The sequence below is a fragment of the Streptomyces sp. NPDC002577 genome (assembly GCF_053594815.1).
In genome coordinates this window covers 127,504-154,435 of the sequence record NZ_JBSFWK010000008.1, presented here as the reverse complement: position 1 = coordinate 154,435, position 26,932 = coordinate 127,504, and the positions used below count along the sequence as shown (strand labels likewise).

Sequence of the window (26,932 nt, the reverse complement as noted above, 5' to 3'; positions counted from 1 at the left end):
CTCTCGCATGGGGCCAGTTGTGTTTCCTGGTCGACGGTGCCGACCCGCCACACGATGGAGCTGCGGATGCACTACGGGTTCAGCCGACGGCAAGTACGGCGGCTGCGGCGTCGAACAGATCATTCAGTGCCTTGTGCGCGGCCGCGTCCTTCAGCCCTTGGGGCTCCCACGATTCCTCGGCCAGTGAGTCCATCACGACGACGCCGGTCGCGAAGGCTATGCCTCGGTACTGCGCGACTGCCGCCAGGGACGCGGCCTCCATTTCGACGGTGAGCACACCTTCGTCCCGATACGAGAGCACCTCTTCGCGAGTCTCGCGATAGATCGCGTCGGTCGTCCACGTACCGCCGATCTGGACCCGGCGGCCGCGTTCCTTGAGCGCGTCGATCAGCCGAGTCGTCAGCTCCATGTCCGGCCGTACGTAGCGTTGCGACTCCAGGTAGTGATGGGAGACGCCTTCGTCCCGCACCGCCCGGTCACAGACCACCAAGTCGCCCGGTACCTGGCCGACACAGAGCCCGCCGGCCCCACCGATGCTCACCACGCGCCGTGCGCCCGCGGCGATGGCCTCTTCCAGTACGGACGCGGCAGCCGGGCCGCCAATGCCGAATCTGCTCAGCAGACCGACTTGCGTCCCCGCCACCTCCACGACATGGAAGTCGCCGAAGAATGCCTCAACACGCTGTGATTCGTAACGCTCGAGCACCTCACGCTGAAGACTGGTGCTGTACATCATCACGACGCCTTCCGGCACGACTTGCCGCCGAAGGGAGTGGCGCAAGGTGTCGTGCGGCTGGAAGAGAGCCGGCAGTGCGTGTTTGCCAGGAAAGTTGGGGAAGCCCATGCGCCATGGTCGACGTCAACTCCTGGGCAGGGCAAGCGGATTACAGCATCACCTGTCGACGCAGCGCGTCCTTGGGTCTCGCATCACGCCGCAGCTTTCACAACGCCACCCGGAACACCCCTCCGGATGTTCCGGGTGGAGGAGCCGGAAAGGGCCGACCGCCCGTTCACTTCCCTGAGGCAGGCACCTTCAGCTTGTCCCAGCTGACCTTGCCGGGGACGCCGTCCGCGTCCTTGCCCTTGAAGCCCAGCTTCTGCTGCCAGGCCGCGTAGGACCTGCGGTCGGCCTCGGTCCAGTCGGGGCTCGGCCCCTGCTCGTAGCGGCCGCAGCCCTCGGCCACCAGACGGCGTCCCATGGCGGTGATGACCGGGGAGCGCTGACCGATGTGGAAGAACCCGGTGCCCGGGTACGGCTCGTACGACGGCTTGGGTGCGGGCTCCGGGTCGGGGGCGGGCGCCGTGCCGCCACCGCCGCCCTTCAACCGCTGGGCGATGCGCGCCCGCATGCCGTCCATCGTGAAGCCGCGGGGGTCCTGCTTGCCCGGCTGCCACTCCTTGTGGCCGATGACGGAACGCTCGCTCCACCCGTGGTGGCGGCAGATCGCGGCGGCGACCTTCTCGATGGCCTCCTTCTGCGCCTCCGGCCAGGGGTCCTTGCCGTCGCCGAGGTTGATGCACTCGAAGCCGTAGAAACGGGCGTTGCCGTCGGTGTCGGCCTCGTTGTCGGGTGGCAGCTTCGTCTCGTTGATCACGGCCCGCAAGACGTCGCCGTCGCCGAGGCCAGCGTGGTTGGCGCGGCCGTTGCCGACGAGGTGGACGTGGCCCTCCTTGTCGATGACGCCGTGGCACAGCGGGCCCGGCAGGCCCGAGTAGCCGTTGTAGCAGATGTTCACGGAGGTCTCGGTGCCCGAGGTGACGGTGTGGTGGATCATCACGCCGTTGAGCGGGCCCCAGGGACCCTTGGTGTTGCGGTTGTGGGTACGCCAGTTACGTACTTCGTGGACCGTGAGGCCCTCCGCCCGGAGTATCTCCACCATCTTCGATGCGCTCAGCGGCTTGGCCATCTACTTGTCTCCTTCCGCGGCGGCGTCGGTCTCTGCCGTGGTCCCCGAGCCGTCCACGGAGAGGCCGGCCTCCGCCGCCCGCTCCTCCCTGCCCGCCTGTGCCTCGGCCGCGAGGCTCGCCTCGTCCGCCGCCGGGATGCTGCTGGCCAGCGGCCCGAAGCCCAGACGCAGGTCGACGGCGCCGCCCTCGCCCTTGACCAGGGCCAGCGGAGCGAAGTGGCGGGCAATGCCGGAGGGCGCCTGCAGCAGGGGGCGGCGCGCGGGGTCCGTCGGCCATTCCACGCCGCCGGTCGCGGTGCGGGCGGGGATGATCCAGTGGTCGCCCGTGCGGTACGTGCCGCCCTTGGCGAAGTACACCTCTATGCCGTCCTCGATGGGCAGCCACTCCCCCTCCGTGACGGGAACCGCCCCGTTGCGGAGGGCGGCGGTGCGGCCCTGCCGCTTGGGGCCCTCGTGGTGGTCCCAGCGGCGCAGAAGCGGGTGGAGGTGCGGCAGCCGCTCGACGCCCGGGTCGGGCTCGGCGGACAGGCGGACCCGGTGGCCCGGCAGGTCCAGCTCCTCGACCCTCAGCAGCGGCAGGGGTTCGAGGCGCGAGGCGTACGCGGTGTCGGTGAACTCCACGTGGTCGCCGACGTCCAGGTCCAGCTTGTCGTCGTACCCCAGGGACGCCAGCTCCACCCAGGTGCCGTCGAGTCCGTCGACGGGGAAGACGACGGAGCCGTTCTCGCGGGACCACTTGAACGTGGCGTTCTTCGCGTCGCCGCCCGCGTGGACCTCCACCCGGTAGAGCTGGTTCTCCGGGCCGCGGTAGCGGGCGTCCGGCTTGACCAGGCAGGGGTCCTCGTCCGCGTGGTCGGGCCGCTCGCTGCGCGCGGCGAGCCGGGCCGAGGGCGCGGCCTGGCGCTGCGCCCAGCGGCCGAAGGCGGCGCGGACCACCTCCTTCGACGGGTCGGTGTCCTCGATCTCCAGCTCGGCCAGGGAGAGCGGCAGTGCCTGCCAGACGACCTTCGCGCGGACGGCGGTGTCGGGCAGTGCCGCGCCGAGCGCGACCTCGCGCAGCGCCGGGTCCTCGGCCGCGGAGACCGCCCGCTCCCACACCTTCAGATAGACGAGGAAGGGCGACTGGGCGGGCGAGGGCAGCCGGTCGCCGGGCTTCTCCGGGTCGCGGAAACCGTCGGGCTGATCCCAGTAGGTCCAGTACGCGGGCGGCTCCGCGGAGTCCTGCTCCTGCTCGTCCGCGCCCTCGTCCGGTACAGCGGTGCCGGGCGCGGGGCGGTCGGCATCGCACAGGATGCCGTCGACGTAGTAGCGGCCGCCGTGGATGTACAGCGTGTCGATGTCGTGCTTGCCGCCCACGTACTCGATGCGGAACCCCGCGGCGTCACGCGGCCCGCCGTGCGGTCCGATCAGGTCCGCGGTGAGGGTGCGCAGCTGGTGGAGCTGGATCGCGGTCTGCTCGTTGACGTCGGCGTCGAGCTGGACACGGCCCTGCTGGGCGATGACCGCGGAGTAGTGCCGCTCCGGGCGGAACGTGGAGCGGGAGAGGTCAGCGTGCATGAAGGGGATCCCCCTGGTTCAGGAATGTGCGGGTGAGTCGTACGGCGGCACTGCTCAGGTCACGTAGAAGATCCCGGCGTCCGTGCCCGCGGGCGTGTACTCCGCGAGCCGCGCGCGCAGACCGTCCTCGCGCTGCGGCCGGTACAGGTCATGGAAGGCGCCCATCTCGGCGCCGTCGTCGGATCCGCGCCGGATCTCCTCGGGGCAGCGGTCGGCCAACTGCCCGTACCAGGGCGTGCCGTAGCGCACGGCGGCGAACAACGGCCGTACGCCCGGGGTGAGATCGGGCCGACAGCGGTGCCGTCGCGGGGTGCGCGAGCCGGTGGGGACATACGAGTACCGCAGGCAGCCGATGCCGCGCCGGGCCACGTGGAGCCGGCCGGTGAAGACCGAGTTCTCCGCGATCTGCACGGCGTGGGTGTGGACCTCGCCGATGACGGTGGTGCGGTGCGCGTGCAGTACGGCGTGGGCGTGACGGCAGTCCGGGGCGGACAGGGCCTCGCGGTCGGTGCCGGTGGCGTCGAGGATGCTGTCGCGGAGGTGGATGTCGAGCGGGTCGTCGGCGATCTCGTCGCCGATGACCTCGATGGTGCCGAGGATACTGTGCTCGATCTGCAGACACGCGGTGGTGCGCTCCAGGACGATGCTGGGCTCGTCGGGTGAGTGCGGCTCGCACTCGGGCTCCAGGGACCAGCCGGGCACCAGCGTGCTGTGGCGTACGACGACGGCGTCGATCGGGCCGGTGACGTTGATGCCGCGCCCGGCGACGAGGAGCCCGTCGAGGACGACGCGGGGCCGCTCGTGCGGAGCGCAGTCGCCGGACACCGCGCGGATGTTGAGGGCGTCCGGGCGGTTGCTGTACCAGTCGAGCAGGCGGATCACCGGCCGTGTGCCTTCGGCCGCCCGGAGTTCGAGGCGGTCGCCCGGGTCGAGGTCGAAGTCCAGCTGCTCCTGGTAGGCGCCGCTGTGCGTGATCTCGATGATGCCCGCGGGGCCGGTACGGTCGGCGCGGCGATCGTGCTGCCAGGCCCGGTAGGCGTCCATGATCTGCCGGTACGGCTCTCCGGGACCGACCCGGTAGACCGCTGCGTCCGGCCGTGGCTCGCGGTCGCGCTCGTACTCGCCGCCGCCCATGTCGGCGCCGTACGCGTAGTGGTAGTCCACCCACACTCCCTGCCGGGGCGCGGACCGGGAGCCGAACGCGATCCGCCCGAGTTCCGGGTCGACGGCCACCTGGCCGCGCTTCGGCCGGTAGTGCCAGTCGGACAGGTCGGCGACCACGATGTCGGAGGGCGGTACGGGCTTGTCCTCGCCGTCGCGCCGGATGACGAAGCTCTTGCCGGGGCCGTAGTAGTCGGCGAGCCGGTCGTGGAGCAGGCGGCGGCTGATGAACGCGGGGACGTTGTCGACGGTGGCGATGTGTGGGGGCGACGGCTCCGGGACGGGCTTGGTGACCAGGGGGGTGTCGTTGCCGAGGATGGAGAAGGTGTACAGGTTGCGGGCGCGGTCGATGCAGTACGCCGGGGACTGCGTGAGGGAGTACGCCTTCAGGCGCCACACGAAGAGCCCGACACCGGCCGGGGTCCAGCCACCCTGCCGGTGACGGGAGTCGGCACGGCGGACGTCGACCGTGTGGGCCGTCTCGCCGAAGGGGCCGCCCGCGAGGGCGAGCGCGGAGCCGTCGCGGAGGTCGACGAGCCGGCCCCGTGCGCCGCGGTGGGCGCCCCCGGTCCCGTACAGCTTCACGGGCTGGGTGTGCGCGACGTGCCGGGACAGCTCGACGGCGCGCGCGGGCCAGCCCGCCACCTGTTCGGAGAGTTCCTCCAGGAGGTGGAGGGTGCCCTTGCGGCGTCGGGCCGCGACGGTGGCGGCCACGTCGCGGCGCGGGGCGACGGCCTCGGCGAGCGCGGCCCGGCCGCCACCGTGCAGGCCGGTGGTGAGGACCCGTTCGTAGCCGGGCAGGGTGCGGTAGCCGACGAGGTCGCCGAGGTACGGCAGCACCCAGGGCGCCGCGGTCTCCACGAACAGGTCCTCGTAGCCCTGCTGGACGCCGTCGCGGACGCGGTCGAGCTGCTCGGCGATGACGGCGAGCAGCGCGCGCAGCGGCTCGCCCTCCTCGGCGTCGCGCAGGCGGTGCCAGCGGGGCAGGAGCTCGGCGAGGCCGTCCGGCTCCCTCGGCGCCACCGCGGCCGGTATCTCCAAAGAGGCGTCCGGGGACATCACTTGACCTCCGTCAGAATCAGGGTGTCCGCGGCCCTGGGAGACAGCAGCCCGAGCTGGGCGGGGCGGATGCCGCGGAAGACGAACACCGACCGGCCCTTCGCCAGGCGCCGGGTGTCGGTGATGTCGGGGTTGAGGCGCAGGAGTTCGGCGAGCGGAATGCCGTAATGGGCGCAGACCGCCGACAGCGTCTCGCCGTCCGCGGCGCGGACGGTGTGGATCTTCTCGTCGTACGTCGCCGGGTGCGCCGGGACCGACGCCTTCGGCGGACCGGGGCGGGTGAGCAGCTCGGTGAGCTGCTCGGGGGTGGCGGACGCGGGGACGCCGGTGAAGACGTCGACGTCCACGTAGTCGACGCCGGGCACCGAGTGCGCGGTGGCGAGGACATCGGAGAGCCGGGCGGGTTGCCCCAGCTCTCTGCCTTCGAAGCCGAGTCTGCGCAGCAGAGCCTGGCGCAGGCGGGGTTCGACGATCTCCCACGTGTGGTCGGGGGCCACCTTCACCTTGGCGGCGATCAGCAGCAGGACCAGCTCCCGCACGTCCACGCGGACCGGGAGGTTCGTGTCGCCGTACTCGGTGAGGGCGCCGCGCAGGGCGTTCAGGGTGTCCGAGTCAGCGATCGGCACGTCGTCGGTGCCCGCGACGGTCACATGGAGTACGCGTCGCCGCCCGTCGAAGAGTTCGCGCGCTGCTGCCCGGCCGATGCCGGCGCGGGAGCGGGTGAAGTCCTCGTAGTCGGAGGCGGACACCAGGCGGTCCAGGGCCGAGACGGCGAGCGGCACCGTACGGCGGGTCAGGGCGGGCCCGTCCGCGTCCGCGCCGCCCGTGGCCGGGCGCGGGTTGGTGACCCCGGTGACGCCGAGCGGCCGGGTGAGGGGCTGAGTGATGCGGTCCGCGGAGACGTTGGCGGCCTTGCCGGTGCCGAAGCGGTAGCGGGCGCGGACGTTCTCGTGGCCGGTGGGCAGGCGCGCACCGTGGACGCCGTCGCCGAAGGTCACGGTGGCCCGGCCGTCGGCGGTGGTCCCCGTGATGTAGACGCGCTCGATCGGGCCGCGCCCGGCGAGGCTGTCGACCTCGTGCCACAGCACGCCGTCGACCCGGATCTCCAGCACGGGCGTGGCGCCGAGGGGGTTGTCGTCGGCGAGCCACGTCAGCGGGGACTGCCAGAGCGCGAACGTCTGGTTGGTGCGGTCCGAGTCGCCGCTGCCGATCGCCTCCTCCCGGCTCTCGCCGTGGGTGGCCTCGACGACGTTGCCGAGGATCCGCACGGTGTCGCGGCGGTAGCGGTGGGCGAGGTCCGCGGTCAGGGTCAGCCGGGTGTGGACGTGGTCGCCGGGCAGCTGGGGGTCGACGGCCGGGTCGGCGGCGGCGACCACCGTGACCTCGGCGGCCCGTACGCCGGTCGCGCCGGGGATGTCGCTGCGCTCGCCGGTGACGATCAGGGTGCGGCCGGGCCGCAGCCCGTCGTACAGCTCGTCGAGTTCGATCTCGTTGCCGTGCACGTCCTCGCCGAGCGGCTCGTCGGCCAGGCGCAGTGGCTCGCCCGCCGCCTGCACGGTGGTGTCGCGGATGTGCGAGAGCAACACGTCGAACTCGTCCAGCCACGGGTCGGCGAGGGTGAGCTCGGTGCCGCGGCCGGTGATGCCGTAGTCGGTGTACGCGGCGGTGCGCGCGGCGACCACCTGCGTGGTGACGAACGCGAGCTTGGCGTCGCCGGGGACGCCGCCCTCGGCTCCCTTGGCGGGGCGCTGGATCGCCACCCAGCTGCCGACCGTGATGCCGTCGTGCACGGTGTCGAGCTGCAGCACGCGACGGTTGACCGGCTCCGGCTTGCTCGCGATGACGACCTCGACGTTGGGCTCGGTGCTGCCCACCGTGTACTTCAGGCTCACCTCGTACTCGCCGTGCGTGAACTGCTCGCTGGTGCCGGGCCGCAGGGCGACCTGCCCGGCCGTGCCGTTGTGCACGCCGACGTGGACCACTCCGTCGTCGTCGGGCCGCGACACGAACAGGGTGCGCTCGGGCAGTCCGGAGTGCAGCCGGGCCGTGACCCCCGGCTCCTGCGAGTCGGTGGGGATGGGGGTCCCCCCGCTCGAGCGAGTTCGAGAGTGGGGGAGGGTGAGCCAGCTCAGGTCGCGGTCCTGGCCGGAGCGCACGGACAGGTCCACCTGGCCGGGGCCGAGCCGGAACGTGACCGGCTGCGTGACGGGCAGGTTCTCAGCGCGCTGGTCGGAGCTGCTGCCCTCGACGTACTGGAACTCGGCGCGGACAGGGACCTTGCCCGCGGTGTCGTACACCACGCGCATGCTCGCCAGCACCGCACCTGTGAGCGGCCAGTCCGCGGTGCGGATGACCCTGCCCCGGTCGTCCTGGACCGGCTTGAGCGGGGCCGTGGCGCCGAAGGGCGCCGCGCTGACCCGCATGGCGAGCAGTTCGCGCAGGAGCTGCGGTGTGCCGGGGGTGGCGGCCGTGCGCCAGGCCGGGTAGAGGCCCCGGAGACCGGGGTCGAGGGCGGAGAGCAGCCGGGCCGTGTCCGTGCCGGGGCGCTGGGCGCGGGTACCGGCGCGTGGGGCGGGGGCCGCGCTGCGCAGGGCTGGCAGGACCGCCCCGAGAGCCTGGAGCGCGGCTTCACGGGGTTCGACCGTGCTGACCTTGTCCGCCTTCGTCACCACCGACTCCGTCGGCTCGGCGGGCTGTGCGGGTGCCAACTCCATTGCACGCTCGGCGAGTTCGGCGAGCACCGCCTCCAGCTGCTCGAACCAGGCCGCGACGCCCTCATACGCCGCGGCCAGCACCTGTGCCTCGCCGAGGCGCGCGACGGGCTCCGCCAGGCGGGCCGCGAGCCGTTCAGGAGTCTTCACCCCGTCCAGGTCCGCGCGCAGCGGGGCCAGGACCTGGTCGTCGAAGTCCTCGATCAGGCGGCTGACCGGTCGGGGGCCCGGGACCTCCGGGGTGGGGGGCTCGTCGCCCGGCTCCCCCGGTGTCTCTGGCTCGGCGGTCCAGCGCCGCACCTCGTCGACGAGCTCCTTGAGCGTCGGCGGGGCCGACTTCGGCAGGGAGATCGCGGTGATCTCGTCGTCCCGGTCGACCCGTACCTTCGCGACGGGCAGCAGCCGGCGCTCGCCGCCCGCACGCTCCCCGAAGACGAACAGCAACTGGTCGCCGGTCTGGAGGGAGTTCGCGGTGCCCTCGACGAAGAGCTCGGAGCGGCGCTCGAGGTCCTGAGGGGTGACGAGCGACGGCATGCGGCGGCGGACCTTCAGCTCGTTGAAGTCCCAGCGGGCCGTCAGGTCCCGGCGCGTCTCGAAGGTCAGCGACTCCTCGTCGGCGGACGCGGGCACGCTGTGGCTGCGCGCCCCGCGCGGAATCAGGACGGACAGGGTTTCGGCGCGCGGATCGCGCTCGAGGGTGTACGCGAGGTGGGTCGTGGCCGCCACGCCGGGTCGCGGGCGGTGCCCGACGAGCCGCCCGAGCAGTACCAGAGAGCGGTGCTCGTCGGCGGTACGGATGTAGGCCTCGTCGGCGATCCGCTCGGAGTGGAAGGTGAGCAGGTCGCCGAGGACGGCGGTGGCGTCGAGCAGGCCGATCGCCGGGTCGTCGGGGGTGCGGACGGTCAGCCTGTTCAGCGCCGGGTACGCGGGTGAGGCGAGCCGGTCGAGCAGGGCAGCCAGGAAGGAGCCGTACTCGCCGACGCGGTAGTCGAGCGCGGTGCGGCCGGGTGGGTTGTGGAGCGGGGCGGGTGCGAGGCGCTCGTCATGGCCGCCGCACGCGCCGCCGCAGGAGCAGCTTGCGGTCATCGGTCACCTCCCAGGGATATCGCCAGCCGGCCGTTCTCCGGCCGGTCGGGGTCGTTGTCGCAGGTGGCGATCTCCAGCGGGCCGAGCCGCAGCACGCCGTCCTCCCTCTCTCCTCGGTCCTCGTCGAACAGCCGCCGCAGGCGCGTGACGTGGACGCTCTCGACCCCGGGAACGGCCGCGGCGACCGCGACCAGGCGGCTGAGCCGGACCGGTTCGCCGAAGGTCAGCGCGTCCGGGTGGAAGAAGCCGAACCGTCCGCCGGTCAGGCGGCCGCTGCCGAGGACGCGGTACAGCTCGGCCAGGATCTGCCCGTGCTGGTGGCCCGGTTTCGCGCACACGGTCAGCGCGATGTCCAGCGGCACCAGGCGGGCCGGGCCGACCACCAGGTCATGGCCGATGCGCCGGTACGTCTCCAGGGACTGGGCCACCGAGGCGAGCAGAGCGTCCGTGGGGGCGCCGGTGCCGTGCGCGTCGACGGCGATGTGCGCCTCCTCGCCGCTGCCGGTCCAGCGGATCTCGGCGGCGGCCCGCTGCACCCCCGGCAGGGCGGACGCGAGGGCCGCGTAGTCCTCGGCGGTGACCGCGCGCAGCCGGGTCCGGCGCAGATCGAGCGGGGCCAGCTGGCGTGCCTGTTCGACGGGTTCGGGTTCCGTGCCGCCGGTGGCGGGCAGCGGGTTGCGGACCACGGCGACCGGTGCCGCACAGTCGCCCCGGACGACGAGGTGGTTGATGGCCTCCGCGCCGACATTGCCCGCGATGCCGCCGCCGAGCCGGTAGCGCAGGGCGAGCCGGGACCCGGGCGTCGGCTTGGCGCCGTGGCGTCCGTCGCCGAAGCGCAGGGCGAGGCGCCCGTCGTCCTCCAGCTCGCCGACGAAGTGCCGGTCGCGGGAGGTGCTGTCGAGCAGGTCGCGGCGCGGCCCCCAGGTGCCGTCACCGTCATGGAGGCGTACGGCGGGCAGGGCCCGGCGCGGATCCTGGGTGAGGGCGGCGGTCGCGGAGCCGCGGAGCACCGGCTCGTCGGGGTGCAGCCCGGCCGCGTACGCCGGACCCCAGCTGTGCGCGATCTCCCAGGCGATGTGCCCGTCGAGGACCGTGCCGGCGCGGGCGCGGGCCGTGAGGACCTCGATACGGCGCAGCTTGGCGTCGAGCAACCGGTCGCTGCGGTGCAGCAGCTCGCGCAGGGCGCGGACCGGGTGGCGGCTCAGTTCCAGGCGCTCCAGCACCTTCAGGCCGTAGATCACAGTGAGTTCGGCGATCTCCTCCTCGTCGAGCCCGTCGCGGTCGCGGGCGCTGCGCCACAGCTCGACCAGCCGCTGCCGGATGCGTGCCGGGATGGCCGCGATGCGCTCGGCCTGCCCGGCGGCGACGGTCCGCGGGACCGGGAACGGCACCGCCTGTGTGACGGATGTACGGCCGATGACCGGGCGGAAGCGGGGCGCGATGCCCGGGTAGACGGACTGCGCGAGCAGCGTCCTGAGCGTGGCGGCCTGGGCGTACGCCGTTCCGGGCACCACGCGCTCGTGCCGCTGCCCGGCACGCTCCAGGCCGAGTCCGGCGCGGGTGGTCGCGGCCTCGCCGACGACGTCGAACAGCTCGCGGACGTCGTCGGGAGTCAGGGCCTCACCCGATTCCGCCTTGTCCGTAAGGGAGTTGATGAGCCTCGCGGGGGCGTTGTCCTCGTCGCGGTCGTAGCAGCCGAAGGCGAGCGAAGCGAGATGGGGGTACCCCCGGCCGGAGGCTGGGGGAGGGTCGCAGGGGGCGACGACTGCGGGGACGGACGGCACGGTGAACGTCTCAGGGAGCCCGTCGAGGGTGCGGCCGTGGTCGGCGAGGACGACGTTGCCGCGGGCGAGGGTCACGTCCTCGACGGGCAGGCAGTCGCGTCCGCCGCGCGTGGTGAGGCAGAACGGGAGGCGCAGTGCCTCCTCGGCGGCCCAGGTGACCTCCAGGACCGGCTGGTCCTCGATGCGGTCGAGGGCGGGCGTGACGGACGTCAGGCGGACGGCCTGGCGGTGGGCGGGATCGGCGTCGCCGGGGGTGCCGGTGCGCGGGCCCTTCACCTCCTCCAGGACCAGTACGTCGCCCGGCTTCAGGTCGAGTCGGCGCTCGCGGCAGGTCTCCGGGTCCACCCATTCGTCGCGCAGGGTTGCGGAGGTGGCGCCCGTCGGCAGGGAGCACACCTCGCCGCCCCAGGTCCACAGGCGGATCGCGTTGTGCGCGAGGCGCAGCTCCAGCGGGTCGGCGGACACCACGGGTTCGAAGACCTCCACCGAGCCCCGCTCGTCGAGGTCGGCGAGGTCGCCGTCATCGATGACCGTGCCGGGCTCGGGCCGGTCGTGCGGGTCGAGGGTGCGGACGTCGACGGAGGCGAAGCGGTAGGTGCCCGGGGCGAGTGTGTGGTCGCCCGTGGTCTCGACGGTGACATACGCGCGGGCGTTGCAGCCGTCGTGCATCGCGTAGTCGATGTGCCGGACATGGCGGCGTACGGAGACGCGGAGGCGCGCGGTGTCGAGGTACGCCTCGGTGGCGACCGCGTCCTGCTGGTAGCTGATCTGGTCGCCGGTGTAGGCGAGCAGCTCGACGAGGGTCGTGCCGAGGTCGGCGGGGTTGCGCTCGACCCAGTCGGGGGTGGTGAGCGCGAGCCGGTCCAGGAGCAGCTTGCGGATGGTGTCGTAGTCGCGGGCCGTGTAGTCGATGACGGGCGCGGCCGGAAAGTCCGGGGTCTCCTGCTCTTCTTCCTTGCAGTCGAAGGGAGTCGGGCAGTCGGGCCGGAAGGCGAAGCCAGCGGTGTGGTAGCGCTGGTCGAAGCCGCGATACGGCTCTGTGCCGGGCCGTCCGTACGGGTCGGTCTCGACGAGGGAGAGCCGGTAGCGGGAGGTGTCGCCGGCCTGGTCGAGGGTGACGTAGAGCCGGTCGTCGAGCTCCGGGTCCTCCTCGCGTTCCACGCTGACGTCGACGGCGGTGATCCCGGTGATGCGGCGGCCCCCGTCGATCCGGACGTTCTCGGGGCCGAGGCCGTGCGGGGCCTTGCCGAGGAAGGTGACAGTGAGCAGCAGCCCGTCGTCACTCACCTCGACAGCGTCGACTCCGCCCAGCTGAGCGGCTCTCACCTTGGCGCGGCGGGGTGTGGTCGTACTCGTCATACGGCGGCCCTCCCTTCGAACACGTCGTCGCGCCGGGCGCCGGTGGCGCGTACGGCGTACGACAGGTACACGCGGACCACGTTGTCCTCGCTGACCATGTCGAGGGACTCCACGTCGATGAGGTCGCCGAGCCAGCGCTGCAGCGAGGCCTGGACGGACAGTTCGAGGGTGCTGATGAGTTCGGGGCCGGCCGGGGCGAAGACCAGGTCGAGGAGCCCGCAGCCGAAGTCGGGGCGCATCACGCGCTCGCCGGGGCTGGTGAACAGCAGCTGCTCGATGAGGTCGTGGACGTGCTCGCCGTGGGTGGCGTGCGCGGTGCGGCCCCGGCGGTCGGCGCGGAAGGGGAACGCGATGTCGCTGCGCGGGCGTCGGCTGGTGTGGCGGCTCATCGGACGGTGACCTTTCGCTGCGCGGCCTGGACGACGGGCGGTCCCTGCGGCACGAAGGCCGCGCTGAAGCACTGGGCCGCGGAGGTGTCGAGCAGCACGGGCGCGCCGTCGACGGTGATGCCGGTGCCGTCGGCGGTCCAGCGGACCGAGACGCACGGCGTGGGCACGCCGTCGACGGTGTGCGGGCAGCCGGTGACCACGTAGCTGTGTGCCGCCGTGGCGATGGCGGCGCCCGCGATGCGCACCCCGCCGGAGGGTGTCGTGGCGGCGGTGACGCGGCCACCGTGCGGGCAGCCGATGACGGCACCGGAATCGAGCAGACTCCCGGACATTCTCTTCAATCCCCCGTCTTCCTTCATCGCTTCGAGAGCACGGTCAACTGGCCCTCGTTGATCGTCACCTGGTTGCCGCGCAGCAGGACCTCGGCGCCTGCGCCGGTCGCGATGACCACGGCCTCCTTGGTGATACGGATGTACGCGCCACCCTGGGCCTGGAGCAGAATTCCCTGCTCGCCTCCGGGCGTGTCGTTCAGCACGATCTTGTGCGCCTGGGGCGTCTGTACGACGACCGGCTTGTTCGGCGAGTTCGCTTGCAGCTCGCGGCGCGCGTCGGGCGGGAGCTCGTCGGCGGCGCCGTACCAGCACCCGGTCCACACCGGGAAGCTGGGATCCCCCTGCTCGAACTCCACCCACACGCCCGCCCCCGGCGGCGGCACCACGAACTGCCCCGACTCGGGCCCGGTGAACGGCAGGCAGGGCAGCGCCCACGTCGACGGCTCGTCACCGAGGACGTCGGGGACCTCGACGGTGATACGGCCGATGCGCAGCGGGTCGTCGTTGTTCACGACCCGGCCGCGGAACTTGCCGAGGTAGCGATTGCTGGGTGCCGCCATGCTGAACTGCTCCTGATGGGTCGGGACGTGGCCTTACGGCCGTACGTAGTCGCTGCGGGCTTCCAGGCCCTCCCGGGAGAGGGTGAAGTTCTGCTGGTACGAGCCCGGACGCAGGTTGTGCGTGACGGACTTGACGAAGTAGTCGCCGTCGTACGCCCGGCCCGCGCCCCGTACGCCGACGAGCTGGCGGGGCTGGAGGATGTAGCCGTGCCGGTTGACGTCGAGCGAGCCGGAGCCGGAGACGACATCGGCGGAGACGGCGGCGCGGGCGAGGAGTTCGGCCTCGGCCTGCTCGCGCTGCTGCTTGGCGGTGCCGGAGAGGGTCTTGCGCTTCAGGGCCGGGGTGGGCCGCTTGCCCAGGGGTGGCCGCAGCGGACTGATCGACGGTTGCGGCAGCAAGGCCGACTGCCGGGTCCCCGGGTCCTGCCAACGGGCCTGCGGCTCCTCCCTCGCGGTCCCGTCGTACGTGAACGTCAGCTGGTCGACGGTCGAATTGGCGTCCAGGTTGACGTTGAGGGCGTGCTGGCGGATACCGAGGCGGACCTCCGGCCCCCAACGGGCCGATGACTGACCAGGGTTGGGACCGGGCTCCAGGTAGAAGGTGTAGCCGTTGGCGCGGGCGAGGTCGGTGACGTACTGCAGATCGGTCTGCGTCTGGTAGTGCACACGGAGGTCCTGGTGCGGGGGCTGGGCGACCTTCTCGGTGTAGACGTCGGGCCGGATGCCGTAGTCGGAGTACCGGCGCAGGATGTCGAGCACGCGCTGGGACGGCGGAAGATTGGGATAACGGGCGGTGCGCTCCTCGAGGTCCATGAGGAGGGTGAGGTCCTCGCCAGTGACGGTGAGGGTGGAGTGGCCGGGCTGGTTGCTGGCGCCGACCTCGTGACGGACAATCAGCCCGTCGAAGAGCACGTCGGGGGTGCCCTTGACGGCGACGGTGACGATGATCCGGGTCTTCGGGTCGAAGAACCCCTCCGGCAGGAGCCTGCGACTGATCAGCCCGTTCTTGGTCAGGTCGAAGGCGAGCTGAAAGCCGCTCCGCTCCCCCGCCGTGACGGTGATCTGGGCGGACAGCAGGGCCTCGGTGACCTCGGCCGGGACGGGCCGGGTGAGCTTCGGCCCCATGAGGAGCGTGATGTGGACGGGGCCCTGCCCCACGGGCAGATCAAACACGCCGGTCTCCCCTGCCGCCGCCGAACCCCCCGGCGAGCGGAATGTCGATGACGCGTCCGGGCTCGTCCGTCAACTCCCGGGAATCCAATACGGGGTTGGCGTCGGCGATCTGCCACCACTGGCCGGAGTCGCCGAAGTAGCGCTGCCCGAGCAGGTCGGGGCGCTCGCCGGCCCCGACGGTGTGGGGCTGGACCTCGTCTTGTCGCTGATCGAGGGGAGGCAGCAACCGGCGCTTGGTGTACCGGACTTCGGTTCCGTCGGGCTGACGGTGAACCCCGATGTCGGCGTCGTGATAGCGGCTGGTGCGCGGATAGGGATGGGCCCCTGGTATGGCGTCCAGGGCGTTCTCGTAGGGCTCGATGTCGGCCATGGTGTGCTGCTCAGCCCCTTCCGATCACGGCGTTGGTTCCGCTGAGCCCGAGCGCGCCGAGGCTGCCGCCCCGTGCGGCGGCGAGTCGCTCCTTCTGCGCGAGGTGGGCCATGTAGAGATCGGCGCCGCGGTGTCCGGCGGGCAGGTCGCTGACGGTGAGGATCTTCATGCCGATGCTGAGGGAGGCACGGATCGGATTGAGATTGACGTCGAAGGCGGACTCGTTGACGGACAGTTCGGTGAGCCGCACGGGCATGACCCGCTTGCTTCCCCACGTGAACAGCGTCAGCGGCATCTCGATCGGGCTGATCTCGATGGTGCCCTTCTGCGACAGCCTGCTCGCGGCGCGGAGTTGGGCGACGGTGGGCTGCACGAGCATCTCGAGCGTCGCGAGCTGCGGGTGGATCCCGTCCGGCGCGGAGATCTCGAACTGGTCGGTGGCGTCGATCTCGGCGGTGAACTTCCAGGTCTCCTGGGCGGGGCCCTTGAGCCGGAGGGCCTCGTTCCGGTCCCCGCTGCCGGTGCCTCCGCCTCCGGCGTCACCGCCGTCGCCGGCGGACTGGGGGGAGACGCTGCGCTCCAGGGTGTCCGGGTTGAACTGCAGCACGATGATCCGCTGGGGGGTGCCGGTATCGGGGTTGACGACGACTATTCCGGAGCGGATGGGTTTGGGGATGTCGGCGTAGCGGGTCATCAGATCCCTTCCTTCGACATTTCCAGAAGCAGGTTCCTGACGGTTCCGCTCAGCTGGTCGTCCGAGCTTCGACTCAGCAGCTCCCGCAACGGCTCGACGTACTCGGGCCAGGGTTCGTACGTCACGGCCCAGACCGCGCTCTCCCGGGTGTCGGGGTCGTCACTCCGCATGTTTTCCGTGACGCACGCGTACACATCCTCGTGGAACTGCCGTGGGGCGCCGATACCAAGCCGATGAATCGCATAGGGGAGTTCGTCGGGATCCGTCTGGCCGCGAACCGCGTCCACCAGGCTCGACAGGGCCCATACCGGGAGTCGCGCTTCCGCGATGTCCAGGGTGTTCTGCGCGACATCGGGGTCACTGCCGACCACAAAGACGTAGGCTAGATCGGAGAGCAGGTCCTCCTGGTATTGAAGCGTGATCGCCGGCCCAACACCCCAGACAATCTGCCTGGGAATCCATTCCTCTCGATCCTCTGCTTGCTCCGACCGGCGCGGCCAGCCGAGCTGACGGGCGAACTCCTCCACCGCCCACTGGGCTTCGGGTCCGCTGTCGCGCAGCACGAGGCGGCGGCTGCGGATGTATTGCTCGGTCATTCGCTCTTCGCTTCCTAAAGTCCGTAGAGTTCAGCCATCTTCCGGCGAATCTGCTCCCTGAGCTGTTCTTTCGTCTTTATTTCGCCGCCACTGTCAGTTTTGATGTCCAGGGATTTTATCCAGAGTTGCAGCGCCAGGATTTCACGGTTGGCGAGTGTCTTCGGTCCCTTCCTGCGGAACTCGTCCTGTGCTCCCGCCTGAGGGTTCTCCGAGCGTTGCTGTTCGAGATCGCCGAAGGATTTCATCGCGCCCTGCTGTTCCATGGGCAGGTAGGCGAGCGCGTCTCCCATCGGAAACGCGGTGCCCCGCTGTGACTGCATTTTCGCAAGGGCGTCCTCGGGGGCGGTGCTCGGGGTGACTCCGGCCACCAGGTCTCCTTGCGATGCGATCTGCAGGATCATTCCGGAAGTGACCAGAGCCCGCGGGTTGCGATGCGCTTCCTTCGCCAGGGCCAGCGTTCCGAAGAAGGCGGCGTCCCGCCCCGCCTGACCAGGAATGCGTCCACCGGGAGTCATCTGCTCCACGTCGCCGGCCAGGGCCTGGCCTTCCTGCGCCGTGCTCATGAGCCGATCGGCCACATTGGGCTCGGGGCCCCGGTTCTTGCGCTGCAGATAACGGAGTTCTCGTTCGCTGGAACCGTCCTGCCTCAGACGCTTCACAAGGCCGCGCTGCAAATGCAGATCGTCCGCCGCCGCCCGGTTGTTCGCGTAATCCGTCGCGGTCTCCGAGGAGTTGTAGATCCTCCGGTCCACCGCATTCCTGATCCGCTCCGATTCACCCTTCGTGTAGTGGGCGACGGTTGACGATTCGCCGGAATCGTGTTCGTACTCGAAGAAATCCGTTACGTAGGAGTCCTGGTGACCGGCCATCCTGTCGCCCTGACTCCGCATGAAGCGGGCAACCGAGGCGAAGCCCACGCCCGCGGGAACGCGGAAGTGACGGGACTTCTCCGTAGAGCGCTGCGGATCCTCGGCAATCCGCTCCGCGCCTTCCGCTGTGACCGGTGCGTCAAGGATCTCGTAGGCGACCTCGTCCAGGAGATCCAGCAGCTCGCGCTCGCTGAGCGTGAGGGCCTGCGTCACCCTCACCTGTGGGTTCAGACGGGCGATGATGTCGGCGACATCGCCACTCTCGAGTGTGAGGCTCGTGAGCCGATGCCATGCCCGCAGCCCGGCCAGGGTGCCGCGAAGGACCATGCCCTGCACGCCCTTGCCCAGGAGCCGGCCGATCGGTGGCCGCAGGCGCGCGACGATCTTGGCCAGACGGGCGTCCTTGGAGTCCTTCGACTCCTCCTCCTTCTTCCGCTGGTCCTTCTTCTGCTGCTTCTTCTCCTCCGCGTCCTTGTCCTTCGACCGCCGGTCCTCGTGCCTGTCGCGCTTCGGTTTCTTCGGGCCGCTGCCCTCGTGCTCGGGTTTCCGCTGCCTGCCTTCGTCGTCCTTCTTCTTCGGCCTGCCCGGCTTGTCGCCGTCCTTGTCGCCGTCCTTGTCCCGGGACCTGCCCGGCCTGTCGGGGTCCTTGCCGGTCTTCGGCCTGCCCGGGGTGTCCTTGCCGTCGTCCTTGGGCCTGTTCGGATCCCTGGTGTCGTCCTTGGGCTTGCTCGGGTCCCTGCCGTCGTCCTTCGGCCTGGCGGAGTCCTTGTCCCGGTCCTTCGGAGCGGTGGAGTCCCCGTCCTTCTTCGGCTTCGCCCCTGGCTCCGGCTCGGACTTCGGCCTGTCCGGGGGTTCCGGCTTCGGCTTGGGCTTCACGGTCGGCGTCGGGCTGGTATCCGGCTTCTCGTCGTTGTCCTTCGGCCTGCCGTTCTTGTCCTTGGCCGTTGATGCCGTGGGCGTCTGCGCCTCGCCCGCGGTTTTCGGCTTCCCGGGGGCGCCGTCCTTGCCCTGGCCCGGCTTCGGCGCCGCAGCCGTCTGCGCCGTCCCCTCCGTGCCCGGCTTCTTCGCGGTGGAGTCCTGGGGCTTCTTGTCACCGCCCCTGTCGTCGGAACCTTCGGCCCCAGCCCCCTTGCCCCCGCCCGGCTTGTCCCCCTTGCCCTTGCCGAGCTTCGCGGCGACGCCCTTCAGCCGACGTCCCACCTTCGCGACGTACTTGCCGATACCGTTCAGCAAGGCCTGGTACAGGACCTCCAGCAGCGCCACCACACCCGCCGCGACCGCCTTCGCGAAGAGGAGGCCGGCGCCGCCCACGCGGACCGCCTTGAGCCAGTCGAGGACTGCTCCGAGGGAGCTGAGGATGGCGCTCAGGGCGCCCCAGGCGGTGCGGATGGCATCGATGACCGCCATGACCCAGCCCGCCCCGGGGATGAGTTTCGCGACGACCTTCGTCATCACCAACTCACCTATGATCATGGGGAGTTGGGGGACCACCGCGTTCCAGGCCTCCTTGACGATCCTGTCAAGGGAGAAGCCGCCCTTGATCAGTTTGTCGATGATCGCCTTCGGGACGCCGATGATCTCCTGGATCTTCTCCTGGAACCAGGCCTTGACCGCCGACGAGACCTCGCGGAAGAGGTGGTTCTTCGCGCCGTCCACCGCCGAGTTCTTCGCGCCGCTCAGCCAACCGCCCGGGTCGGAGAGGAAGTCGACCGCGATCATCATCCAGGCGCCCAGGGCGCTCAGGAGTTTCGACGCGAACTCCAGGACCGCCTTCACCGCCGCGACGATCGCCTTGACCGCCTCCAGGAGCGCCTTCTTCAGGATGTCCAGGATGCTGCTCAGGAGCTTGCCGATGGCGTTCAGCAGATCTGTGACGGCTTGCTTGAGCGCCTGGGCCAGGCGGTTCACCAGGGCGATGGCCGCCGCGATCAGGTTCGTGATGAACGTGCGGATTCTGTCCGCCAGTTCGATGACCGCCCGGATCATCGCCATCGCGAACTCGATCAGGTCCTTGATGAGGTTCTTGATCGCGTCGACGATGTTCTTGCGAGCCTCGTTGATCCAGCGCTCGACCGTCTCCTTGAAGTTCTTGATGAAGCCGATGACCGCGTCCCGCGCCGCCCGGATGACCCGGACGATCGCGTTCTTGATCTCGATGACCTTCTGCTTGATCCACTCGAAGGCCTTGGTGACCCAGTTCCCCGAGTCCTGGACGGCGCCGTCGCGCTGCTGCTCCGCGTCGCGCTCGGCCTTGTCGCTCTCGTCCTGGATCTTCTTGTCGCTGCCCTCCTTCTCCGTGTCGACGTTGTCGTCGGTCTTCTTCTCCTCGTCCTCGACGTCCTTGCGGACCTTGTCGTGCCGCTCGGTCTTCTTGTCGCCGAGGGTCTTGAGCTCCTCGTCCTGCTCCTTGCGCCAGTCCTCGCGCTGGGCGGTGACCTCGCCCATCGCCTTCTCGCGCTCGCCGGCCTGCGACTCGGTGTTCGACGCGATCTCGGCGTCCACCTGCTGCTTGTGTCTGGCCTGCGAGTCGCGGAAGTCCCGGTCCTTGGTCTGCCGGCCGTCGGACATCTTCTTCGTGCCGTCGCTGAACGCCGCCTGGAACTGCGGGCCCTGCTCGTGCTCCGCCACCTCGGAGGCCGCCTCCGGCGGTACGGCGCCCGTCGCGCCGCCGCCTTCGACCGCCACGCCCTCGCCGCCCTGCGCCCCGGGCACCTGGGCGGTCATCTCCTCCTTGGGCGCGTTCGGGTAGACCTGGTCCTCGCCCATCCCCCGGCCGGAGTCGTCACGGGCCGTCCGGACGGTCTCCTGGCCCTTGGCGTCGACATGGCCGTCCTGCTCGCCGGCCGTCTGCTCCGCCGCGCCCTTCATCTCCACGCCCGGCGCGTTGCCCGCCTGGGCCTGCTTGAGGGCCTCGTCCTTGGTCGGCAGCCCGGCGAACTTGGCGGCCAGCTCCTGCGGGTCCACCACGGGTTCGTCGGCACCGAAGAGGCTCGCGACCCCGTTCACGATCTTGCCGCCGATGAAGCCCAGGGCCATCTTGAAGGTGTCCCAGCCGCCGGGCTCCTCGGCCTTCTCCGCCTCGATCTGACCCTCGGGCTCCTTGGCTCCCGTAACCTCGGCGTTCTCCTGCTCCGGCGCCTGGGCTTCCTCGGGCTTGTCCTGCGAGTACTCGGCCGGAGCGTCCGTCTCCGGCCGGCCCTCCAGCGTCTGCGGCGCGCCCACCGGGCGCTGCATCGACGGGGGCGCCGACGCCAGTGCCTCGTGCTCGTCGCCGACGGAACGGTCCACCGCGCCGCCGACGCCGCCCATGGCCTGAAGTGCCTTGTGCGGCTTGAGTTTCGAGGCCGTGGCCAGGCCCGCCTCCGGGGAGACCCCCGAGAGGTTCGGGACGGGTCCGGAGTCCTTCTTGCCCTTGCCGCGGGCAGGAGCGGCCGCGCCACCGCCACCGCCACCGCCGCGCGAGGCACCGGTCGGTGCCGCCTTCGGCGCGGGCGCGGACTCCGGCTCGGCCTTCTCCTCCGGGGCCGCCTTCGTCGACGCCGGCTCCGACGCCGGGGCAGCGGGCGCGGACTGAAGAGTCGGCGCCGGGGCCTGCGTACGAGCTTTCGGCTCTGTACGGGATTCCTGTGCCGCCGGTGCCTCGCCGGCCGACTCCCCGCCGGATGGCCCAGAAACGTCGGAAGCACCAGAGGTTGCGGACCCGCTTGACACCCCAGGAGCCGTAGCCCCGCCTCCGACCGCTGACACGTCCTGCGCGGACCCGGCGCCCTGCGCCCCCTGCGTCTGCGGTCCGCCCGCATCGGCCGAACCGGCGCCCGCGCCGCCCGACGCCTTCGCCGCGGCGTCGCCCTGCGCCGACTGGCCACCCGTCGCCTTCTGGGACTCCTTCTCCTGGCCGCCGGTCCCCTTGTCGCCCGCCGCGGCGGTGCCCGTCTCCTCCTTGGCGGCCGATTCCTTGGCCTCGCTGCCGCCCTCGGACTTTCCCTCCGCCTTGCCCGGCGCCTCCTGCACCGTGGTCTGCGCGGCGACCGGGCCCGCCTTGGGGTCGTCGCCGTTCTTGGGGTCCCGGTTGCCCGGCACGTGCGGTGCCGCAGCAGCCTGCTCCACCGCGAGACCGTCCGGCCCGGCACCGCCGTCCGGGCTGCCCTCGGTCTCCTCCGCCGACGGTTCCGGCTCCGTGTCGGACTCGGCCGCTTCGTCGTCGGGCTCCGCCGCCGTGTCCTCGGCGTCCTCCGCCTCGCGCTCGGCCTGCACCTGCTCGGCCCTGGTCGGCGCCGGGGCCGGGAAAGACGGGGCGGATTGGGCCGTGGAGGCGGACGACGGGTCCAGCTCGTCCGCGGTCGGTACGGCGGACACCTCGAGGTCCTGCTCCGGTACGAAGTCCTCCGGCCGCAGCTTGACGTCCCAGGCGCTCGGTTCCTCTCCCCCGACCTCGACCTCCGAGTCGCTGCCGGAGCCGAAGGGGTCCTCGTCGGTCTTCTCCTCCCGGCCGTCGAGGTCCTGGGTGCGTGTGCCGTCGAGGGTGCTGAACGCGCCGGGGAGCGGGGTGTCCTTGCCGGACATGGTCGGTGAGCCGGTCGGCTGCTGCTGGCCCCGCCTGTCCTGCTGGTTCAGCTGTCGTCCGGCCACGGCCGCCTCGGCCGCGCCAGGGCGGTTCTTCGCCGCGGACTCCTCCTTGCTCGCGGCGGGCGTCTCCTTCTGCTCGGTCTCCTCCTGACCGCCCTTGTCCCCCTCCTCGGCCTGCTCTCCGCCCTTCTCGTGGCCCGCCGACCGGCCCGTCGGGTCCACGGACTGCTTCTCGCCCTGCTGCCCGCCGCCCGACGACCCACCAGAAGCAGAAGACGACGAGGACTGCTGCTTCTGAGGTGCAGGCACACCAGGCGCCGCCCCCTGCGCTCCCGGCGCCCTCTGCCCCGAGCCTCGCGGCGCGCCTCCGCCCTCCGGAGTCGTCCCGTTCTCCGGCGTCCCGCCGTTCCGCGGTGTACTGCCGGCCGCGCCCTCCTCGTCGGCCTGCTCCTTCTCCGGCCCGGGCGCGAGCTGCGGCCGATCCTCCTCCGCCCGCTGTTCCTCCACCGCACGCAGCGCGTTCTCGCGCTCGGTGCGCACGTCTTCCGCCACGTCCGGCTCGATCTCTGGGGCGTCGTGCGCATTGCGCTCCAGGTCGTCGGCATGGTCGTCGTACGCCTCGATCTCGTCGACGAGGTCGAGCACCCGGTCGTGCTCCGGGGCGAGCAGCCGGTTCTCCAGGCGTACGAGGACGCCGTCGAGCAACTCCTCGGGCAGTCGAGAGAGTTGCTTGCGGGTGCGCTGGGAGAGGTCTTCCGGGTCGCCGCGCAGGGACCGCACGACGGAGTTGGCCAGCCGGTCGACGAGGGTCGCCGGGTCCATGGCCTCGGCACGGTTGCGGTCGGCGTCCACGGTGGCGTAGCGCAGCCAGCCGGGTGTGGCCTGGTCCTCCGCCACCTCCGGCGCGGGCTGCTCGGGGCCGGTCGCCGACGGGCGAACGAGATCCTGGGCCGCCGACTCCGCCTCCCGCTCGATCGCCTGCTGCGGCAGGCTGACCGCGCCGAGTTCGCGGCCGGCGCGCAGGGTTCCGAGGCCGTGCGGGTTCTGCACGGTGTGCAGGAGCTCGTGGGCGAGGAGGCGGCGGCCCTCGTCCGTGCCCGGTTTGAAGGCGCCCTCGCGGAAGAAGACGTCCTGGCCGACGGCGACCGCGTCGGCGCCGAGCAGCTCGGTCAGCTGCCCGGCGTCCCGGTCGGTGTGCAGGCGTACGCGGCTCAGGTCGTGGCCGAGCTGCTCCTCCAGCTCCCGTCGTACGCCGGGATCGAGGGGCTGCCCGGCGCCGCTGACGATGTCCTTGGGTTCCGGCGCACGGGACTTCGCGGCGCGCTCTCTGCGCTTGCGGCGGCGCTGTTCGGCCGCCTGCTCGGAACGGCCGTCCTGGGTCTGGGAGTTGCTCACCGCGCCACCTCCCCGAAGCCGCTGAGGCCCTCGTGCACGACCCGCGCCAGCTCCTGGCCGAGGCGCCGCGCGGACAGCCCTGCGGGCAGGGGCGGCAGTCCGGACAGCGCGTCGACGGTCAGGGCGCCGTCCGCCGCCAGCGGGACGCCGTGGGCCTGGATCAGCCGGGTCAGCTCGTGTTCGAAGGCGGCCGAGACCCGCTCGGGGTCCACGCGGAAGCCGTGCAGGGCGAGTTCACCGATCTCCACCCGGATCTCGCTCGGCTCCCTGCTCATGCCCCTGCTCATGTCCCTGTTCAGGCCCATCCGCGGACCTCCGCCGGTGTCAGGGAGCGCTCCAGCTTGAGGTACTCGGTGCGGGCCGCGGCCAGCATGTGTCGCATCTGGAGCCGGCCGCCCTCGTCGGCCGCGAGGAAGGCGCCGGACAGGGCGATGTTGCGGATGGAGCCGCCCGCGACGGTGAGTTGGGCGAGAAGGTCCGGGTCGATGTCCTTCAGAGGGGCCTGCGGCGGAAGCACCCGGCGCCAGATCTCGGCGCGTTCGTGCTCGGCGGGGAAGGGGAAGTCGACGACGAAGCGGATGCGGCGCATGAAGGCGGTGTCGAGGGCCTTCTTCATGTTGGTGGTGAGGATGGCGAGGCCTCGGTAGGCCTCCATCCGCATCAGCAGGTAGCTGACCTCGAGGTTGGCGTACCGGTCGTGGCTGTCCTTGACCTCGCTGCGCTTGCCGAACAACGCGTCGGCCTCGTCGAACAGGAGCAGCGCGCCGCCGCGTTCGGCGGCGTCGAAGACGCGGCGGAGGTTCTTCTCGGTCTCGCCGATGTACTTGCTGACGACCTGGGAGAGGTCGATGACGAACAGATCGAGGCCGAGCTCCTTCGCCATGACCTCGGCGGCCAGCGTCTTACCGGTGCCGGAGCCGCCCGCGAACATCGCGGTGACGCCGAGGCCGCGGCGCAGGGTGCCCGCGAACCCCCACTCCTGGTGGACGGTCGCCCGCTGCCGCACATGCGCGACGATCTCGCGCAGCACGCTCAACTGCCGCTCGTGCAGCACCAGGTCGTCCCAGCCGGCCTGCGGCTCGATACGGCGGCCCAGCTCGTCCATGCCGATGCGGGCCTCTTCCAGCCCGGCCCGCCAGGCGAGTTCGGCGACGTCGAGCTCGTCCTCGTACGGCAGTCGGCGGCGTACGGTGGCGGCGGCGGACCGTACGACGTGCGGCGGCAGCTGGAACTGCGCGACCAGCGACCGAAGTTCACCGTCGGCGAGGTCGGCGACGGGCTGGAACGCGTCGGCCCACAGAGCGACCTGCTCGTCGTCGTCCAGGTGGGGTACGGCCACCCGTGCGCCGTGCGGCCGGTCCGTGCGCAGCGGGTCCTCGCTCGACACGACGACCGGTACGGCGGCCCCGGCGAGGAACGCCTCCGTCGCCGCCCGCTGGTCGCGGTCCAGCTCGCCCACCTCCACGAGCAGCGCGGCGGGCAGCAGGATCGCCTCGCGCTGCCAGAGCCGGGCGAGCCGGTCCCGCTCGACGGGATCGGCCGGTACGTCTTCGGCGCCCATGGCGTAGAGCCCCAGCCCGGACCGCGCGGCCGCGGCGGCGGCGATGTCGGCCCGGCTGCGCAGATCCCCGCCGGTCACCTCGACGAGCAGCGGCGCGTCCGGGCTCGCCGCCGTCGTCCAGCCCTCGGCGACGCGGCTCGCGGCCAGGTCGTGGGACGGCGGCAGCTGCTCCGGCACCGGGGTGCGGCGCAGCCGGCCGTGCAGCCGGGCGTCCAGATAGGGCGAGCCCAGCAGGAAGTGCAGGATCCGCTCGTCCAGTCGCAGCCGTGACATCGTCAGCCGCGAATCGTCGTCCAGCTCGACGATCCGCCACCGCCGCAGCGGCGCCACTGGCGTGAGCGCGCTCCAGTGCGGCTCGTCCAGCGCGGCGAGCGCGAGCGAGAAGGTCGGGTACGCGCGCTGCGGGTCGCCGCAGGCGCCGGCGCATCGGGCGGCGGCGGTGGGGTCCAGTTCGTCGGCGGCGGTGAGGAGGATCAGGTCACGTTCGAAGGGGGTGAGACCGAAGCAGGTGACCAGGGCGTCGAGGGGGGCGGTGCCGGGGGTGCTGCGAGTGATCTGTGTGGACGTGGCGGGGGGCGAGTCCGTGGAGGGGCGGGAGCTGTCCTCGGCGGATGCGTCGTCCGAGGCGCCCGTGGTGGCCTGGGAGGCGGGCTCGGCATGGGGCGCCGGCCGAGCGGTGTGCCCGGCGCGGGCCGCGTGGGCGTCGACGCGGGACAGGACGCGTCGGATCTCCGCGGTCAGCGTCACGCTGCCGTCGCGTACGCCCGCCGTACCAGAAGCGCCCTCCGCGCTCGGCCCGTATGTCCCCATGTCCTCACCTGCCCCCGTCGTCCCCATGTCGTCTCAGCTCTCCGCGCCCTCGGACCCACCGTCCGTGGCACCGGCGCCGCCACTGCGCGCCGCGCCGTCCGTCCTCGACGACCCGCTCGGCTGCGCCGTCTTGCGGCCGCGCGCCGGGGACTTCGCAGGCGTCTTGGCGGCGGTCCTGGCGGGAGCCTTGGCAGCGGGAGTCTTCGCAGCAGTGGTCTTGGCGGCCGCCTTCGCCGGGACCTTCGCCCGGGTCTTCGCCGGCGGCCTGGCGGCGGACTCCTCGGGCGCCTCAGCAGAGGCCCCGGACCCGTTGGCTGAAGCCTGGTCACCTGTCGCCGGGGGCACCGGCGCCCCCGGTGCCCCGAACGGCAGCACCCGCACGTCCGGCCGCTCCACCGGCTTCGCCGCCACCGGTGTCTCGCGCCCGTCGATGAGGACGAGGGACGCCTGATAGGCCACGGACAGCGAGTAGGGCGTCTGGTAGAGCATGCCCCACAACTTCGACGTCTCGTCGATGTCCATCACCGTGGGTGCGAACCGCACCCGCTGCGCCGTCTGCGCGAGGTCGCTGCCCGTCAGGTAGGGCCGCTCACCGGCCTGTTCGATGACGTCCTTCGGCAGGACCGGTATCCCATGCAGGGTGCGCACGACGGCGCCGATCAGCCTCTGCCCGACCAGTTCCGTCTCGTCGCCGTACGCGCTGATCAGATAGCGCAGGTCCAGCGCGGCGGCCGGCCGCTTGATCAGCGTGCCGTCGGACGCGCGGGTCGGCAGGTCGTTGTTGCGCTGCGAGGTGTTGGGCGTGACCTGGTAGAGGAACACGTTGATGGTGGGCTGGTCCGGCGGTTCCGCCGGCGGCTTGCGCGGCTCCACCTTGACGGCCTCGTCGAACTCGGGGCCCAGGTTGGACTCGAGCAGCAGGGCGAGGGCCTGGGTGACATGGGCGATGGCGAGTGCGTTGCTCATGGCGTCGGTTCCTCGGTTCCTCGGTCT

17 protein-coding genes are annotated in these 26,932 nt (G+C 71.5%); all 17 read right to left on the bottom strand.

Annotation, left to right across the window (positions count from 1 at the left end):
* Nucleotides 1-79: 79 nt before the first annotated feature.
* The 17 genes from ACWD4J_RS14380 to ACWD4J_RS14300 all read right to left on the bottom strand — a co-directional run bounded on the left by ACWD4J_RS14380 (nucleotide 80) and on the right by ACWD4J_RS14300 (nucleotide 26,905).
* Nucleotides 80-844, bottom strand: coding sequence for a nucleoside phosphorylase (locus ACWD4J_RS14380; RefSeq protein ID WP_451395663.1), 765 nt, complete (start codon nucleotides 842-844; stop codon nucleotides 80-82).
* Nucleotides 845-1,010: 166 nt separating this feature from the next.
* Complete coding sequence (locus tag ACWD4J_RS14375; protein ID WP_451395662.1) at nucleotides 1,011-1,907, bottom strand: peptidoglycan-binding protein; 897 nt, start codon at nucleotides 1,905-1,907, stop codon at nucleotides 1,011-1,013.
* Nucleotides 1,908-3,464 (bottom strand): DUF6519 domain-containing protein, encoded by a 1,557-nt coding sequence (locus ACWD4J_RS14370; protein WP_451395661.1) that lies wholly within the window; start codon nucleotides 3,462-3,464, stop codon nucleotides 1,908-1,910.
* Between the two features lie 54 nt (nucleotides 3,465-3,518).
* Nucleotides 3,519-5,684: a hypothetical protein gene (locus tag ACWD4J_RS14365; RefSeq protein ID WP_451395660.1), complete on the bottom strand. Its 2,166-nt coding sequence runs from the start codon at nucleotides 5,682-5,684 to the stop codon at nucleotides 3,519-3,521.
* Nucleotides 5,684-9,481: a putative baseplate assembly protein gene (locus tag ACWD4J_RS14360; protein WP_451395659.1), complete on the bottom strand. Its 3,798-nt coding sequence runs from the start codon at nucleotides 9,479-9,481 to the stop codon at nucleotides 5,684-5,686. Before ACWD4J_RS14360 ends, ACWD4J_RS14365 begins: the two co-directional genes overlap by 1 nt.
* A complete protein-coding gene (locus ACWD4J_RS14355; protein ID WP_451395658.1) occupies nucleotides 9,478-12,624 on the bottom strand; it encodes a putative baseplate assembly protein in 3,147 nt (1,048 codons plus the stop codon). Before ACWD4J_RS14355 ends, ACWD4J_RS14360 begins: the two co-directional genes overlap by 4 nt.
* Nucleotides 12,621-13,013 carry a GPW/gp25 family protein gene (locus ACWD4J_RS14350; RefSeq protein WP_451395657.1) on the bottom strand — a complete coding sequence of 131 codons (393 nt, stop codon included), beginning with the start codon at nucleotides 13,011-13,013 and terminating at the stop codon, nucleotides 12,621-12,623. The genes ACWD4J_RS14355 and ACWD4J_RS14350 overlap by 4 nt, the downstream gene beginning before the upstream one ends.
* A complete protein-coding gene (locus ACWD4J_RS14345) occupies nucleotides 13,010-13,345 on the bottom strand; it encodes a hypothetical protein (protein WP_451395656.1) in 336 nt (111 codons plus the stop codon). The genes ACWD4J_RS14350 and ACWD4J_RS14345 overlap by 4 nt, the downstream gene beginning before the upstream one ends.
* 23 nt (nucleotides 13,346-13,368) lie before the next feature.
* Entirely contained in the window at nucleotides 13,369-13,905 is a 537-nt protein-coding gene (locus ACWD4J_RS14340; RefSeq protein ID WP_451395655.1) for a phage baseplate assembly protein V, read from the bottom strand.
* A 33-nt stretch (nucleotides 13,906-13,938) separates the two neighbouring features.
* Nucleotides 13,939-15,078 (bottom strand): hypothetical protein, encoded by a 1,140-nt coding sequence (locus ACWD4J_RS14335; RefSeq protein ID WP_451395654.1) that lies wholly within the window; start codon nucleotides 15,076-15,078, stop codon nucleotides 13,939-13,941.
* Nucleotides 15,071-15,448, bottom strand: coding sequence for a hypothetical protein (locus tag ACWD4J_RS14330; protein WP_451395653.1), 378 nt, complete (start codon nucleotides 15,446-15,448; stop codon nucleotides 15,071-15,073). Before ACWD4J_RS14330 ends, ACWD4J_RS14335 begins: the two co-directional genes overlap by 8 nt.
* Nucleotides 15,449-15,458: 10 nt before the next feature.
* Nucleotides 15,459-16,142, bottom strand: a complete 684-nt coding sequence (locus ACWD4J_RS14325; protein ID WP_451395652.1) for a hypothetical protein — start codon at nucleotides 16,140-16,142, stop codon at nucleotides 15,459-15,461.
* Entirely contained in the window at nucleotides 16,142-16,738 is a 597-nt protein-coding gene (locus ACWD4J_RS14320) for a hypothetical protein (protein WP_451395651.1), read from the bottom strand. The genes ACWD4J_RS14325 and ACWD4J_RS14320 overlap by 1 nt, the downstream gene beginning before the upstream one ends.
* Before the next feature lie 14 nt (nucleotides 16,739-16,752).
* Nucleotides 16,753-23,568, bottom strand: coding sequence for an eCIS core domain-containing protein (locus tag ACWD4J_RS14315; protein ID WP_451395650.1), 6,816 nt, complete (start codon nucleotides 23,566-23,568; stop codon nucleotides 16,753-16,755).
* Nucleotides 23,565-23,843, bottom strand: a complete 279-nt coding sequence (locus ACWD4J_RS14310; protein ID WP_451395649.1) for a hypothetical protein — start codon at nucleotides 23,841-23,843, stop codon at nucleotides 23,565-23,567. Before ACWD4J_RS14310 ends, ACWD4J_RS14315 begins: the two co-directional genes overlap by 4 nt.
* A gap of 20 nt (nucleotides 23,844-23,863) precedes the next feature.
* Nucleotides 23,864-25,939 (bottom strand): ATP-binding protein, encoded by a 2,076-nt coding sequence (locus ACWD4J_RS14305; RefSeq protein WP_451395648.1) that lies wholly within the window; start codon nucleotides 25,937-25,939, stop codon nucleotides 23,864-23,866.
* A 33-nt stretch (nucleotides 25,940-25,972) separates the two neighbouring features.
* Nucleotides 25,973-26,905, bottom strand: coding sequence for a DUF4255 domain-containing protein (locus ACWD4J_RS14300; RefSeq protein ID WP_451395647.1), 933 nt, complete (start codon nucleotides 26,903-26,905; stop codon nucleotides 25,973-25,975).
* Between the last annotated feature and the right edge of the window lie 27 nt (nucleotides 26,906-26,932).

Excerpts from the sequence above, each read along its gene's own strand:
- ACWD4J_RS14345 (WP_451395656.1), bottom strand. The coding sequence starts at position 13,345 with ATGTCCGGGAGTCTGCTCGATTCCGGTGCCGTCATCGGCTGCCCGCAC.
- ACWD4J_RS14365 (WP_451395660.1), bottom strand. The coding sequence starts at position 5,684 with ATGTCCCCGGACGCCTCTTTGGAGATACCGGCCGCGGTGGCGCCGAGG.
- ACWD4J_RS14355 (WP_451395658.1), bottom strand. The coding sequence starts at position 12,624 with ATGACGAGTACGACCACACCCCGCCGCGCCAAGGTGAGAGCCGCTCAG.
- ACWD4J_RS14380 (WP_451395663.1), bottom strand. The coding sequence starts at position 844 with ATGGGCTTCCCCAACTTTCCTGGCAAACACGCACTGCCGGCTCTCTTC.
- ACWD4J_RS14330 (WP_451395653.1), bottom strand. The coding sequence starts at position 15,448 with ATGGCCGACATCGAGCCCTACGAGAACGCCCTGGACGCCATACCAGGG.
- ACWD4J_RS14320 (WP_451395651.1), bottom strand. The coding sequence starts at position 16,738 with ATGACCGAGCAATACATCCGCAGCCGCCGCCTCGTGCTGCGCGACAGC.
- ACWD4J_RS14370 (WP_451395661.1), bottom strand. The coding sequence starts at position 3,464 with ATGCACGCTGACCTCTCCCGCTCCACGTTCCGCCCGGAGCGGCACTAC.
- ACWD4J_RS14325 (WP_451395652.1), bottom strand. The coding sequence starts at position 16,142 with ATGACCCGCTACGCCGACATCCCCAAACCCATCCGCTCCGGAATAGTC.
- ACWD4J_RS14360 (WP_451395659.1), bottom strand. The coding sequence starts at position 9,481 with ATGACCGCAAGCTGCTCCTGCGGCGGCGCGTGCGGCGGCCATGACGAG.
- ACWD4J_RS14300 (WP_451395647.1), bottom strand. The coding sequence starts at position 26,905 with ATGAGCAACGCACTCGCCATCGCCCATGTCACCCAGGCCCTCGCCCTG.
- ACWD4J_RS14375 (WP_451395662.1), bottom strand. The coding sequence starts at position 1,907 with ATGGCCAAGCCGCTGAGCGCATCGAAGATGGTGGAGATACTCCGGGCG.
- ACWD4J_RS14305 (WP_451395648.1), bottom strand. The coding sequence starts at position 25,939 with ATGGGGACATACGGGCCGAGCGCGGAGGGCGCTTCTGGTACGGCGGGC.
- ACWD4J_RS14350 (WP_451395657.1), bottom strand. The coding sequence starts at position 13,013 with ATGAGCCGCCACACCAGCCGACGCCCGCGCAGCGACATCGCGTTCCCC.
- ACWD4J_RS14310 (WP_451395649.1), bottom strand. The coding sequence starts at position 23,843 with ATGAGCAGGGAGCCGAGCGAGATCCGGGTGGAGATCGGTGAACTCGCC.
- ACWD4J_RS14340 (WP_451395655.1), bottom strand. The coding sequence starts at position 13,905 with ATGGCGGCACCCAGCAATCGCTACCTCGGCAAGTTCCGCGGCCGGGTC.